The sequence below is a fragment of the Mesorhizobium sp. genome, from assembly GCF_017306585.1.
Lineage (GTDB): Bacteria > Pseudomonadota > Alphaproteobacteria > Rhizobiales > Rhizobiaceae > Mesorhizobium.
Genome location: NZ_JAFKIC010000146.1, coordinates 1 through 13,229, shown reverse-complemented (window position 1 = coordinate 13,229; position 13,229 = coordinate 1). Strand labels below are relative to the sequence as shown.

Annotated in this window: 16 protein-coding genes and 3 tRNA genes; 16 read left to right on the top strand and 3 right to left on the bottom strand. The window is 62.5% G+C overall.

Annotated elements, in window-relative coordinates; genetic code table 11:
- Positions 1-60: 60 nt before the first annotated feature.
- Positions 61-909: an RNA methyltransferase gene (locus J0I79_RS15915; protein WP_292860328.1), complete on the bottom strand. Its 849-nt coding sequence runs from the start codon at positions 907-909 to the stop codon at positions 61-63.
- A gap of 200 nt (positions 910-1,109) precedes the next feature.
- Between J0I79_RS15915 and J0I79_RS15910 the strand changes: the two genes are divergently transcribed.
- Positions 1,110-1,194 (top strand) — tRNA-Tyr (locus J0I79_RS15910).
- Between the two features lie 90 nt (positions 1,195-1,284).
- Positions 1,285-1,358, top strand: a tRNA-Gly gene (locus J0I79_RS15905).
- A 78-nt stretch (positions 1,359-1,436) separates the two neighbouring features.
- Here the strand turns inward: J0I79_RS15905 and J0I79_RS15900 are convergent.
- Positions 1,437-1,892, bottom strand: coding sequence for a YidB family protein (locus J0I79_RS15900; RefSeq protein WP_292860325.1), 456 nt, complete (start codon positions 1,890-1,892; stop codon positions 1,437-1,439).
- 130 nt (positions 1,893-2,022) lie between these two features.
- Between J0I79_RS15900 and J0I79_RS15895 the strand changes: the two genes are divergently transcribed.
- Positions 2,023-2,280: a GlsB/YeaQ/YmgE family stress response membrane protein gene (locus tag J0I79_RS15895; protein ID WP_292860322.1), complete on the top strand. Its 258-nt coding sequence runs from the start codon at positions 2,023-2,025 to the stop codon at positions 2,278-2,280.
- Between the two features lie 146 nt (positions 2,281-2,426).
- On the opposite strand, the gene J0I79_RS15890 is transcribed toward J0I79_RS15895, so the two are convergent.
- Positions 2,427-3,314, bottom strand: coding sequence for a DMT family transporter (locus J0I79_RS15890; RefSeq protein WP_292860388.1), 888 nt, complete (start codon positions 3,312-3,314; stop codon positions 2,427-2,429).
- A gap of 293 nt (positions 3,315-3,607) precedes the next feature.
- On the opposite strand from J0I79_RS15890, the gene tuf reads away from it, so the two are divergent.
- The 13 genes from tuf to J0I79_RS15825 all read left to right on the top strand — a co-directional run.
- Positions 3,608-4,783: an elongation factor Tu gene (tuf, locus tag J0I79_RS15885; protein ID WP_292860318.1), complete on the top strand. Its 1,176-nt coding sequence runs from the start codon at positions 3,608-3,610 to the stop codon at positions 4,781-4,783.
- Between the two features lie 161 nt (positions 4,784-4,944).
- Entirely contained in the window at positions 4,945-6,588 is a 1,644-nt protein-coding gene (locus J0I79_RS15880) for a hypothetical protein (protein ID WP_292860315.1), read from the top strand.
- Positions 6,589-6,735: 147 nt separating this feature from the next.
- Positions 6,736-7,218 carry a group II truncated hemoglobin gene (locus tag J0I79_RS15875; RefSeq protein WP_292860312.1) on the top strand — a complete coding sequence of 161 codons (483 nt, stop codon included), beginning with the start codon at positions 6,736-6,738 and terminating at the stop codon, positions 7,216-7,218.
- A 182-nt stretch (positions 7,219-7,400) separates the two neighbouring features.
- Entirely contained in the window at positions 7,401-7,910 is a 510-nt protein-coding gene (locus J0I79_RS15870; protein WP_292860309.1) for a metal-dependent hydrolase, read from the top strand.
- 36 nt (positions 7,911-7,946) lie between these two features.
- Positions 7,947-8,022, top strand: a tRNA-Trp gene (locus J0I79_RS15865).
- Between the two features lie 138 nt (positions 8,023-8,160).
- Positions 8,161-8,742: a hypothetical protein gene (locus J0I79_RS15860; protein ID WP_292860306.1), complete on the top strand. Its 582-nt coding sequence runs from the start codon at positions 8,161-8,163 to the stop codon at positions 8,740-8,742.
- Positions 8,743-9,217: 475 nt separating this feature from the next.
- Positions 9,218-9,421 carry a preprotein translocase subunit SecE gene (gene secE, locus J0I79_RS15855; protein WP_013531408.1) on the top strand — a complete coding sequence of 68 codons (204 nt, stop codon included), beginning with the start codon at positions 9,218-9,220 and terminating at the stop codon, positions 9,419-9,421.
- Positions 9,422-9,449: 28 nt separating this feature from the next.
- Positions 9,450-9,977: a transcription termination/antitermination protein NusG gene (nusG, locus tag J0I79_RS15850; RefSeq protein ID WP_015317996.1), complete on the top strand. Its 528-nt coding sequence runs from the start codon at positions 9,450-9,452 to the stop codon at positions 9,975-9,977.
- A gap of 186 nt (positions 9,978-10,163) precedes the next feature.
- Entirely contained in the window at positions 10,164-10,592 is a 429-nt protein-coding gene (gene rplK, locus J0I79_RS15845; RefSeq protein ID WP_137935232.1) for a 50S ribosomal protein L11, read from the top strand.
- A 4-nt stretch (positions 10,593-10,596) separates the two neighbouring features.
- Complete coding sequence (gene rplA / locus J0I79_RS15840; RefSeq protein ID WP_292860301.1) at positions 10,597-11,295, top strand: 50S ribosomal protein L1; 699 nt, start codon at positions 10,597-10,599, stop codon at positions 11,293-11,295.
- Between the two features lie 395 nt (positions 11,296-11,690).
- On the top strand, positions 11,691-12,209 hold the full coding sequence (rplJ, locus tag J0I79_RS15835) for a 50S ribosomal protein L10 (protein WP_292860298.1): 519 nt from the start codon (positions 11,691-11,693) through the stop codon (positions 12,207-12,209).
- 54 nt (positions 12,210-12,263) lie between these two features.
- On the top strand, positions 12,264-12,644 hold the full coding sequence (gene rplL / locus J0I79_RS15830) for a 50S ribosomal protein L7/L12 (RefSeq protein WP_292860295.1): 381 nt from the start codon (positions 12,264-12,266) through the stop codon (positions 12,642-12,644).
- A 265-nt stretch (positions 12,645-12,909) separates the two neighbouring features.
- Positions 12,910-13,229: hypothetical protein (locus J0I79_RS15825; RefSeq protein ID WP_292860292.1), on the top strand; the 320-nt coding region annotated here is incomplete at its 3' end.

The following is a 13,229-nucleotide window of genomic DNA, read 5'->3' as shown; positions in this document are numbered from 1 at the left end:
GTCCTCGGAGCCCGTTTCTCGTTTTGACATGATTCCCGCTATGGGCCTGGCGCCCGCAAGTCAGCCGCGTTTCAGGAAGGCCCTTGCCGCATAAAGGCTGACCGCCGCGGCATTCGACACATTGAGGGAGCGGATGGCGCCGGGCATGTCGAGCCGCGCCAATGTCGTCACGGTCTCGCGCGTTTTCTGGCGCAGGCCCTTGCCCTCGGCGCCGAGCACCAGGGCAATCCTGTCACCGACAAAGCTCGCTTCGAGTTCGGCAGGCCCATCCGAATCAAGCCCGATCGTCTGGAATCCGGCCTCGTGCAACTGGCCGAGCGCGTCGGCAAGGTTCTTCACCTCGATCTGGTCGATACGTTCCAGCGCCCCGGAGGCGGATTTCGCCAGCACGCCCGATTCCTGCGGGCTGTGGCGCGCGGTGGTAATCAGCGCGCCCGCGCCGAACGCCACAGCCGAGCGCAATATGGCGCCGACATTGTGCGGATCGGTGACCTGGTCGAGCACCAGCACCAGCCTCGTGTCGCCAAGCGCGTCGAGGCGCTTGGGCTTCAACGGCTCCGCCTCGACAAGCACGCCCTGATGCACGGCGTCCGACCCGGTGACCTTGTCGATGTCCCGGGGTTCGACGAGTTCCGCCTGAAAGGGTAGGGCGGTGAGGTCGGCGATGTCCAACCGCTCGGCCGCGTTGCGCGTCACCAGCATTTTTCTGATCTTGCGGCGCGGATTGTCGAGCGCGGCGCGGACGGTGTGCAGGCCATAGAGCCGGACCAGGCCGTCGGCCGCGTTTTCGCCGGGGGGCACCGGCTGGCGCGGCCGAAGCGCCGGTGCGCCGCCGCTTTTCTCATCGCGATGCGCCCGGCGCAGCTTGGCGTAGTGGGTGTCTTTCGGCGTGTGGGTCTTGTTGCTCATGGCTGGCTTCTATAGCCGTGCGATGCGGCCAAGGATATGGCCGCGTGGCGCAGTCGGCGAACAAGTTCGAAAAACGCTTGCTGCGCGGTTGACACCCACTGGCCTTGCCGCCATAAGGCGCTTCGCTGATTTCGGAGAAGACATCTACTAGGGTTCGGGGTCGGCGTGAATGCCTCGTTGCATGGCTCCGGCGGCAGACTGGAGAGGTGCCCGAGTGGTTAAAGGGGACGGACTGTAAATCCGTTGGCTTAGCCTACGTTGGTTCGAATCCAACCCTCTCCACCACTGCCGGCCCGGAAGCCCTGAAACGAAAAAGCATCGGAGACGAAAAGCGCATGGCGCCTTTCGGATGAATCCGGTACTTCAGTGCAAGGCGCGGGTATAGCTCAGTGGTAGAGCAGCAGCCTTCCAAGCTGAATATGCGGGTTCGATTCCCGCTACCCGCTCCAGACAACCATTCCATATCATCGCCAAAGTGAAGCGCCGCGCGACGAGCACGCAGCGCTTCTGACTAATTTGCACCCACGTCAGCTGTTGAAGGCGGACGCGACCTGGTGCTGCTGTGGCACCTGGCCATTGGGCGTCAGCTTGTCGACGATGCCGGGCAGCGCGGTCGACAATTGCTGCAGCAGTTCCTGTTCGTTCAAACCTGTCCGCTGCGCGATCTCGCGGATCACCTGCGGCCCTAGCGCGCTGCCGAGATCATTGGCATTGATCGACTGGTTCTGGCCGGTGCCGACCCAGGAATCGGCGACATTGCCGTGGCCGGCGTCCTTCAGCTTGTCGAGGAGGCCGCCGAGGCCGCCAAGCAGGCCGCCGTCACTGGCGGTGGTCGCGGCCGGGTCTGCCGGCGCGGGTGTTTGAGCCTGATCCGGCTCGGCGCTTCTGCCGCTCAGCATTTTTCCGACCAGAAGGGCACCGAGCGCGATCATCAGCGGTTTGGTGATGTTGCCGCCAGGAACGGCGTTGTCAAAAAGTCCCATAATGGATCCTCCATCTCAACCAAGCCCAGCCCGACCTAGACAATGGCGCATTCGGGCGGAATTTCAAGCTGGCTTGAGCTTTTGACAATCATATGAAAATGTTCGTGTTGCGGGGGATGGAGAGGAAAAAATGGGTATCATCAGCTGGATCATTCTCGGCGTGGTCGCCGGCTTCATCGGCAGCAAGATCGTCAACAAGACTGGTCAGGGCATGATAATGGATATCGTGCTCGGCATCGTCGGCGCCATCGTTGGCGGCCTGATCTTCAGCGCGTTCGGCGCGTCGGGCGTGACCGGTCTCAACATCTACAGCCTGATCGTCGCCGTTGTCGGCGCGGTGGTCGTGCTCTGGGCCTATCACCAGTTCACGGGCAGCCGTACGCTTTAGGCCCGCGCCGCACCGTTTGAAATCTTTGATCGACTGCCAGCCGGCTTTGGGCCGGCCAGGGTATCCGCTTGCTTATGGCATCAGGACGGCGTCGGCGGCGACAATGCCTGACGGCAGCCTTGCTTTCGGCATCGGAACGCTTGCCCTCAGGCGACGATGCCGAGCCTGCGCCGACGCTGGTCGAGCGAGACGATGGTCAGCCCGCTGCCGACGACCAGCAGGATGCCGCAGACCGCCAGCGTGTTGGGGAACTGCCCGAACACCAGCAGGCCCGAAATGACCGCCCAGACGGTGAAGCAGTAGTAGAACGGCGCCACCGCGCTAGTCGGTCCGACGCGGTAGGCCATGAAGATGAAGAAGTGGCCGAAGATCAGGAAGAAGCCGGCGCCGGCCATCAGCAGCAGATGATAGGCCTCGGGCATGATCCAGCGCTCGGACACCAGATGCGCCGTACCCGCGCCGACCAGCACCACGACGACGGCCGAGATCGCCACGATCATCCCCGGCACCTCGGCCGGAATCCGCCTTCCGGCAAGGTCGCGCGCGGCCGCCAGCGCCGCGTTGCCGAGCGCCAGCAAGGCATAGACCGAAATGCCCTGCATGGTCGGTTGCGCGACCATCAGCGCGCCGATGAAACCGAGCCCGATCAGCGCCATGCGCTGGCCGCCGATGCGCTCGCCGAACAGGATGGAGGAGCCGACCAGCATCAGCAGCGGCGTAATTTGCCCAAGCGCGGTGGAGTCGGCGATCTGCATGTTGGCGAGCGCCACGACGTAGCAGAGGATCGCCGCCAGCTCGAGCAGGTTGCGGCGCAGCACGCGCCTGTCGAGGATCAGCGGGATCTGTCTGCCGTAGCCAAGCAGGAACAAGAGCGGAAAGCCCCAGAGCGTCGCCGCCGCACCGCGCAGGAACAGCACCTCGTAGGACGGCAAGCCCGCGGTCGCAAGCTTCATCATCGTATCGTTGACCAGATAGGATCCGGTCGAGACGATCATGAAGAACGGGCCGCGGATGGCAGGCGGGATGAAATGCATCACGGCAGGAAACCAGAGATAGATCGGCGCCGCAATGGGCCATGACCGGCCCGGAATTTCGGCAGTCAGGCGGGGTCGAGCACCGCCGCATCCCTGCCGTTCGACCGCCTTGCGACGCATTCCATTTTGCGTATTGGCTTCCTATATCAGCGCGATATCCCCGCAATCGGATCAGCGGTTCGGACCGAGTGACAAGGCGCCCGGCCAAAAGACACTTGTGTTTTTTGGCCTTTCTCGCTAATCGCCCCGCATTCGACTGAACTGAAGGTCCAGGCCGTCCAAGGAAAGAGACTATGGCAAAAGGTAAATTCGAGCGTACGAAGCCCCATGTGAACATCGGCACGATCGGCCACGTCGATCACGGCAAGACGTCGCTGACGGCTGCGATCACCAAGTATTTCGGCGAATACAAGCGTTACGACCAGATCGACGCGGCGCCCGAAGAGAAGGCGCGCGGCATCACCATCTCGACGGCGCACGTCGAATACGAGACCGCCAATCGCCACTACGCCCACGTCGACTGCCCCGGCCACGCCGACTATGTGAAGAACATGATCACCGGTGCCGCGCAGATGGACGGCGCGATCCTGGTCGTGTCGGCCGCCGACGGCCCGATGCCGCAGACCCGCGAGCACATCCTGCTCGCCCGCCAGGTCGGCGTGCCCTCGATCGTGGTGTTCCTGAACAAGGTCGACCAGGTCGATGACGCGGAACTCCTCGAACTGGTCGAGCTCGAGGTTCGCGAACTGCTGTCGAAGAACGAGTTCCCCGGCGACGACATTCCGATCGTCAAGGGCTCGGCTCTGGCTGCGCTTGAGGATTCGAACAAGACCATCGGCGAGGACGCGATCCGCGAGCTGATGAACCAGGTCGACGCCTACATCCCGACCCCGGTCCGTCCGCTGGACAAGCCGTTCCTGATGCCGATCGAAGACGTGTTCTCGATCTCGGGCCGCGGCACGGTCGTGACCGGCCGCGTCGAGCGCGGCGTGGTCAAGGTCGGCGAGGAACTGGAAATCATCGGTATCCGTCCGACGACCAAGACGACCTGCACGGGCGTCGAGATGTTCCGCAAGCTGCTCGATCAGGGCCAGGCTGGCGACAACATCGGCGCGCTGCTGCGCGGCGTCGACCGTGAAGGCGTCGAGCGCGGCCAGGTTCTGGCCAAGCCGGGTTCGGTGAAGCCGCACAAGAAGTTCGTGGCCGAAGCCTACATCCTGACCAAGGACGAAGGTGGCCGTCACACGCCATTCTTCACCAACTACCGCCCGCAGTTCTACTTCCGCACGACGGACGTTACCGGCATCGTGTCGCTGCCGGCTGGCACCGAGATGGTGATGCCTGGCGACAACATCACGGTCGATGTCGAGCTGATCGTGCCGATCGCCATGGAAGAGAAGCTGCGCTTCGCCATCCGTGAAGGCGGCCGCACCGTCGGTGCCGGCATCGTCGTCACCATCAAGGAATAATCGATCCGGCGCTCGCCGGTTCGATAAGGAAAGGGCGGTCTTCGGGCCGCCCTTTTTCGTTTCGCGGCGGCCTCGGGTCTTGGCGACGCGCCATGTCTCAAAGCTGTTGCAAGCGCCGTTGCCGCAACTAGTATAGGTTGCATTGAGGGAGCTTCGCCGCAGTGGTTCCAGGACGCTGTTTCAATGGCAAGGCATGGTGGTTGTGGGCACTCGCTTGCCTCGCCCTCCTCGTTGCGCTCCCTGTCACGGCCGTGCGGGCGCAGGAGGGGCCTCCCGACATGGCGCCCATGCGCTTCGTCGTCGTGCGCAGCAATGTTTCGGGATGCGAGCCCAACTGTCCCGAATGGATATCGGCGGACGGCGCCATCGAGGCCAACACGCCGTCCCTCTTCAAACGCACGCTGAAGGCGCTGAAGGGACGACAGCTGCCTGTCGTCGTCAATTCGCCCGGCGGCAATGTCGACGCGGCGCTGGCACTTGGGCGGATGATCCGCAAGAACAAGCTCGATATCGCCGTCGGCGTGACGGTTTTTTCCGGTTGCCAGCCGGGGATGAAGACTTGCGACGACAACAAGGGCAAGGGCGCCGACTATTTCGGCATGGCCTATGACGACGGGGCGATGTGCAACTCCGCCTGTCCGCTGATGTTTTCGGGCGGCGTGCGCCGTGTGGTCGGCGATTTCGGCTATCTCGGTGTCCACCAGATCACCACCACCTTCCAGCGGGAGAAGCTGCTCTACCGGACCACCTACAGGATCGTGAACGGCAAGAAGAAGATCATCAGCACCAAAGTGGTCAGCCGGAAGAACGCCGGCAGCTACAAGACCTACGAGATGAGCAAGGCGGTCGAGAAGAAGCTTGCCGCCTACTTGCGGGAAATGGGGATAGACGGCGGCGTGCTGGAGATCATGAAGGCGACGCAGGCCAGCGAAATCCGTCAGATTCCGTTGGAAGACATGCTGGCGATGAAGCTCGTCACCAGCGGCGACACCGTGGACCTGTTGACCACCGCGAGCCTGTGCCGGCTGGACCAGCCGGCCGCGAACTGCCGGGACATGACGGGGCCTGCAAACAAGGTCGCGCCGTCCGCCGCAACGAAGGCCACGGCCGCCTTGTCCGCCAAGCCGGAAGCAGGGGCGGAGATGCGCTTTTTCGTGGTTCGCGGCAGCAATCCGCTGTGCAATCCCGACTGCCCGGAATGGATATCGGCGGAAGGCGTGATCACCGGCCAGACGCCGCAGAAGTTGCGGCAGTTGCTGGCCGTGCTGGGCAGCCGGCGGCTGCCCGTCGTGATCAGCTCGCGGGGAGGCGATCTGCCCGCCGCCATGGCAACCGGGCGCCTGATCCACGACAGGAAGCTCGACGTCGCCGTGGCCCGCACCGATTTCGTCGATTGCGACCCCGGCGCCTGGAATTGCGTGGCCAAGGAGGGTGCCTATGCCGGATTGAGCATCGATGCGGGCGCGGCGTGCGATTCGGCCTGTGCGCTGGTGCTGGCCGCCGGCGCCAGACGCCTTGTCGGTCGCCAGGCGTGGCTCGGCATGTCCCCGATGGGACAGAAGCAGGCGGTCAAGGCCTATCTGGCCGACATGGCGATGAGCTCCGACCTGTTCAAGGCGATCGAACGCAACGCCACCGAGCGCCGGCTCGAACCCGCCCAGATGATGAAGACCGGGCTCACCACCGGTCCGCAATCGGTAGACGCCCTGACCGGCGCCACCATCTGCAAGGCCGTTCCCAGGCCCGAAAACTGCGGGACCCTGCCATCCGCCGATGCCGAGGCCGGCGCGCCGGCCAAGCTCTAACTCTTTGCTTGATGCGTCCCAGAACCGCTGCGCACTTCTGGGCGACATGCATTGGTGCCGGCGGCACTGGCCATCGAGGCAGGTTGAGCCAGTGTAGCTTCTTCCTCTATCGTCGGCGGTGGCGCCGGGGCCGACGGAGGATCGAGCATGAGCCAGGACGTTCCGACATTGTACGAATGGGCGGGCGGTATCGAGGCGCTGAACCGGCTGACGCAAACCTTCTACGACAAGGTGGCGCGCGATCCGGTCGTCGGGCCGGTGTTCAAAAACATGTCGCCCGACCATCCGGCCCATGTCGCGGCCTTCATCGGCGAGGTTTTTGGGGGCCCGAAAACCTACAGCGAGAAATTCGGCGGCCACCGCGAGATGGTGATGCATCATCTGGGCAGGCACCTTACGGAAGAGCAGCGACGCCGTTGGATCAATCTCCTGGCCGATGCCGCCGACGAGGTGGGGCTGCCCGACGATCCCGAATTCCGCTCGGCCTTCACCGGCTATATCGAATGGGGATCGCGGCTGGCCAGGATCAATTCCAATCTGGGCGAGACCTGCGATCCCGGGACAGAGCCGATGCCGGCCTGGGGCTGGGGCGTGCCGGGCGGACCGTACAAGGTGCCGGCCGGCAAGTGAGGCCGGCGCGCGCGATGCTGGCGCACATGAGGCCGGTGCGGGTAAGTTTGGCGAATCGGAAAAGGCTGGGCGAGGTTTGGCGTGGAATGCACGCAAGATGCTGAATTTCTGCAAAGGTCCGAAGGGATGAGGCCACAAAGCCGGAGGATGGTCATCGCGTTCGCAACAATGCCGAGCCTGTCATGCTGATTGCCCATCTGCCCTCGGGATACATTCTTGGAAGAGGTGCGCGGCGACACTGGCGCGAGGCATCCGGCATCGTGCTTGCCGGCATGATCGGCGGCGTGATCCCCGATATCGACATGCTGTATTTCCATCTCGTCGATGGCGGGCGGACCCATCACCACGCTTATATCACCCATTGGCCGCTGTTCTGGGCGGCCACGGGGCTGACGGCCCTGGCGGCGGCCCGCCTGTTCGGCTGGCGCCACCTGCCGGCGATCGCCGTGTTTTTCGCCGGCGCGATGCTGCATATGGTGCTGGATACGGTGGCGTCGCCGATCCTGTGGCTGATGCCGTTTGATTCCCGTGCCTTCGAGTGGGTGACGGTTCCGGCCACCTATGGCAACTGGGTCGTCAGCTTCGTCCTGCACTGGACTTTCCTGCTCGAACTCCTCATCTGCGCATGGGCGCTGTGGCTTGCGACGGCGCGATCGCGGCCAAGGACCGGCATCTCTCAAAACGGCTCTTGAGTTCTCATTCGCTTTGTGAAATAGCAGCGCCAGTGTACGGGCATAGCTCAGTTGGTAGAGCGGCGGTCTCCAAAACCGCAGGTCGTAGGTTCGAGCCCTGCTGCCCGTGCCATTTTCCAAGGAAAATCAGGCACTTCTAAATCGCCCTGCTAGGCGAAGACTCCAAGATATGACTTGCATTGTCATGCAGGTTTTTATGAGTGTTCACGGTGTCCAGGGAAAGCGACCCTTTGAGACGATGAGGGTACACATGTCTTTTCGATCGACTTCAACGATCTTTTTGGTGGCTGCCGGGTTGAACAGTCTCGGAATCTTACTGGCGAGCGCTGGCGGCGGGGCCGGCACCAATCAAACGATTGGACAAGGCGTCAGCCAAGCTGGCAGTCAGGAACAGAAGAAGGCAGATCCCGTTGCCACGATTGCCCTCGTTGTCTCGCTGACGGATCGAGGCAAAGAGTGGAAATATGCTGACCATATGACAAAACAACTGGCTTCCGTGCTGACCGATGGTTGGAAAAGGGCCGACGAGGCTGGGGAAAACATCTGGGACGGAGATATCCTTACCGGAGCCCAGGATGCCGTTCGCTTTAAGCTGCTCGAAGCGAATGTGGTTTCCAATGATGGGCACCGCGCTGTCGTCGTTGCAACGGTAGGGATGGCGGCCAGCGATACCGAGCAAGCGATAGGAAGCCAATACCGGTATAAGATGAGGTGGGAAGGGGGGAAGTGGAGAATTGACGACATAATCCACCCAGCGGGCCTCTACGATATTCCCAGGTCTTTGAAAGAAACGTTTCTGGCCGCTGGCAAGACGGCCTATCGAAGCGACTGACAGTCAGGAACGCCGTGCAGTCAGAGTCTCCATCCGCGAAAAATCGATTGCAGTGCGAGAGGAATTTGGGTCGCCGAAATATGATCGGGAGCGCGCCTCAGTCCGGGTTGCGTCATGCCATATCCGGCAAACTGGCGCGTGACTGTGGCTCCAGCCATTGAAAACCGGCGGGCCGCTTGCCATATGGCGCTAATTCGGGCATAAGGCCTGCATAGCCGGGACGGGACGACTGGATGGTTCCGAGGCGGCGTTTGGTCATAAAGCGGGCACTTGCCACTTGCGTGGATCAAGAATCGGTTTTATGTAGACAGAACAGACACGCGGCGCGTGGAGCTGGGAGGCCGGCTTTACGCGTCTGATTTGCATGGGCGGAATGGTTGCGCTGATTCGGCGCGGCTTTGGGCTCAGGCGGCACGTCCCGGCCAGCGGGATCATCCAGGGGATCCGGCCAACGGGTCTTGAATACAGGCGGCATATGGCTTCGAAAACCACAAATCCTTTCGTCTTTCTCCAGCAGGTGCGCGCGGAGACTGCCAAGGTGACTTGGCCGTCGCGGCGCGAGACGATGATCTCGACGGTGATGGTTCTGGCCTTCGCCGTGATCGCGATGATCTTTTTCTTCACCGCCGATCAGCTCATGGGCCTCGCGGTCGAGCAGATCCTGGGTATTGGACGCTAAGTCCGGCGATTACGGAGAAGTCGTAAAAATGGCTACGCGCTGGTACATCGTCCACGCCTATTCGAATTTCGAGAAGAAGGTCGCCGAGGATATCGAGAACAAGGCCAAGCAGAAGGGCCTGTCCGCCGATATCGAGCAGATCGTGGTGCCGACCGAGAAGGTCGTCGAGGTTCGCCGCGGCCGCAAGGTCGATGCCGAGCGCAAGTTCTTTCCGGGCTACGTGCTGCTCAAGGCCAACCTGACCGATGCGGTGTTCTCGCTGGTCAAGAACACGCCGAAGGTCACGGGTTTCCTTGGTGACTCCAAGCCCGTGCCGATCACCGAGGCGGAGGCGCAGCGCATCCTGAACCAGGTGCAGGAAGGCGTCGAGCGGCCGAAGCCCTCGGTCACGTTCGAGATCGGCGAGGCGATCCGCGTTTCGGATGGCCCGTTCGCGTCGTTCAACGGCTTTGTCCAGGAAGTGGACGAGGAGCGGGCGCGGCTCAAGGTGGAAGTTTCGATCTTCGGGCGCGCCGTGCCCGTCGATCTGGAATTCGGACAGGTCGAAAAGGGCTGATCCGAAATCCCCGATGCCGGCCCAGTCTTGCTGGTTCGGCGGTCGGGGGAGGCGGCGCATGGACGCGCGGCCTGAGAACGGTGGGAGGCGAACGCGGCTTTAGCCGGCCGCGCGAACCGCACCACCAGACTGCAACCGCCGGGTTTCCCAGATATTGGGCCGGCACAGACAAAGGCAGGAATAGAGATGGCTAAGAAAATTGCAGGCCAGCTCAAGCTCCAGGTCTCCGCGGGTTCGGCAACGCCGTCGCCCCCGATCGGCCCGGCGCTTGGTCAGCGTGGCATCAACATCATGGAGTTCTGCAAGGCGTTCAACGCGCAGACCCAGGAAATGGAAAAGGGATCGCCGGTTCCGGTCGTCATCACCTATTACCAGGACAAGTCGTTCACCTTCGTCATGAAGACGCCGCCGGTGAGCTATTTCCTGAAGAAGGCCGCGAACCTGAAGTCGGGTTCGAAGGAGCCGGGCAAGGTCAAGGCTGGCACCGTCTCGCGCGAGAAGGTTCGTGAGATCGCGACCGCCAAGATGAAGGATCTGAACGCAAACGACGTCGAAGCGGCCATGCGCATGGTCGAGGGCTCCGCCCGTTCGATGGGTCTGGAAGTGGTGGGCTGAGATCATGGCAAAGATTGCAAAGCGTGTATCCAAGTCCCGCGAAGGCATCGATCCCAACAAGGCTTACGCTCTGGGTGAAGCGCTGAAGCTGCTCAAGGACCGTTCGTCGGTGAAGTTCGACGAGACCGTCGAAGTCGCTATGAATCTCGGCGTCGACCCGCGTCATGCCGACCAGATGGTCCGCGGCGTGGTCAACCTGCCGAACGGCACCGGCCGTTCGGTTCGCGTTGCCGTGTTCGCCCGCGGCGACAAGGCTGAGGAAGCCAAAGCCGCCGGCGCCGATATTGTCGGCGCTGAGGACCTTGTCGACATCGTCCAGAAGGGCACGATCGATTTCGATCGCTGCATCGCCACGCCGGACATGATGCCGCTGGTCGGCCGTCTTGGTAAGGTGCTCGGCCCGCGCGGCATGATGCCGAACCCGAAGGTCGGCACCGTCACCACCGACGTCGCCGCCGCCGTCAAGGCGTCGAAGGGCGGCGCGGTCGAGTTCCGCGTCGAGAAGGCGGGCATCGTGCACGCCGGCGTCGGCAAGGTCTCGTTCGACGTCAAGGCGCTGGAAGAGAATGTCCGCGCCTTCGCCGATGCGGTGACCAAGGCAAAGCCTGCTGGCGCCAAGGGCAATTACGTCAAGAAGGTGTCGGTCACCTCGACGATGGGCCCCGGCCTCAAGCTGGACGTCTCGACGCTCACGGCGTCCTGACAAGACTGTTTGGATCGGCCTGTTAAAGGCTGATCCCGCATTGAATTCCGGGCCTCCGACCTGTCGGCGGCCCGGTGCCGGAAGCCGAAAGGTTTCCGGATATCCTGTCCGAGATTGCAGGCGGCCCAAAAGCCTTAATTCAATTGGGCCTGCATGAGACGGGTGAAGACCCGACAACGGAGCGCACTGCTCCAATGAAAGGTTCGAACCGTGTTTGCCTTTTGTCTGCGCATCGCCGGCCTGGCCGTCGATGTGGCGAAAGGGGGCAGGATCCTCGAGCGCCGTTCGGGAGATCCGTTACTGGATGGCCCGGCCGGCAAAAGGCAACCCGACGCCTGTCCTTCTCATTGGGAATGTTCCCTTTGAACAGGATTGGGGTCAACTGGAGATAGGCAGTGGACAGAGCGGAAAAACGCGAACTCGTCACGGGCCTGAACGATGCGTTCTCGAACGCGGGTTCAGTGGTCGTGGCCCACTATGCCGGTATCACCGTCGCGCAAATGAACGACCTTCGGTCGAAAATGCGCGCCGCCGGTGGCACCGTTAAAGTCGCGAAGAACCGTCTCGCCAAAATCGCTCTTCAGGGCACGGACTCCGCATCGATCGTCGATCTGTTCAAGGGACAGACGCTGGTCGCTTATTCGGAGGATCCGATTGCGGCGCCGAAGGTCGCGTCCGATTTCGCCAAGGGAAATGACAAGCTCGTCATTCTCGGCGGTGCAATGGGCACGACCTCGCTTGACGCCGACGGTGTGAAGGCACTCGCCACACTTCCGTCGCTCGATGAGCTGCGCGCCAAGCTGGTTGGCATGATCGCCACGCCGGCAACCCGGATCGCCCAGATCGTCAATGCGCCCGCGGCTTCGGTCGCGCGTGTCATCGGCGCTTACGCCCGGAAGGACGAGGCGGCATGAGGCCGTTCCTCGCTATCAAAAACACACGTTCGAACCTAACGAAGGAAGAAAACAATGGCTGATCTGGCAAAGATCGTAGACGACCTTTCGAAGCTGACCGTCCTCGAGGCGGCCGAGCTGTCGAAGCTCCTGGAAGAGAAGTGGGGCGTTTCGGCTGCTGCTCCGGTGGCGGTTGCCGCTGCTGGCGGCGCTGGCGCCGCTGCTGCTGCTCCGGCTGAAGAGAAGACCGAATTCGACGTCGTCCTCACCGACGCCGGCGCTCAGAAGATCAACGTCATCAAGGAAGTCCGCGCCATCACCGGCCTTGGCCTCAAGGAAGCCAAGGACCTGGTCGAAGCGGCTCCGAAGCCGGTCAAGGAAGGCGTTTCCAAGGCCGACGCCGACAAGTTCAAGGCCCAGCTGGAAGCAGCCGGCGCCAAGGTCGACCTGAAGTAAGCGTATCAAGCGGCGGGCGGCCTCGCGTCGTCCGCCACTCCCTCCGGCCGGAGGGAGAGCGCGTAACGCGAGATGTACGAGAACCTCTTTCCTGAGGGCCGAAAACCGGCCTTCAGGAAACGGGTTTTCTCCCGTTTTAGCCGGCTGCCGCCAAGCAATTGGTAGGGGCCGCCGGAGAACAGACAGAGAGCCGCCGCCCAGGCGGTTCGGCATGCAAGGCGAACCGCGGCGAGGTTCGCCCCGAGTTCAGAGCTAAGGAGCGACGATGGCCCAGACCCAGACTTTCAATGGCCGCAGACGCGTACGCAAGTTCTTCGGAAAGATTCCGGAAGTTGCGGAGATGCCGAACCTGATCGAGGTTCAGAAGGCATCCTATGACCAGTTCCTGATGGTGGACGAGCCCAAGGGCGGCCGTCCAGACGAAGGGCTGCAGGCTGTTTTCAAGTCGGTCTTCCCGATCTCCGATTTTTCCGGCTCCTCGATGCTGGAGTTCGTGAAGTACGAGTTCGAAGGACCGAAATTCGACGTCGACGAATGCCGTCAGCGCGACCTGACCTATGCCGCGCCGCTGAAGGTGACGCTGCG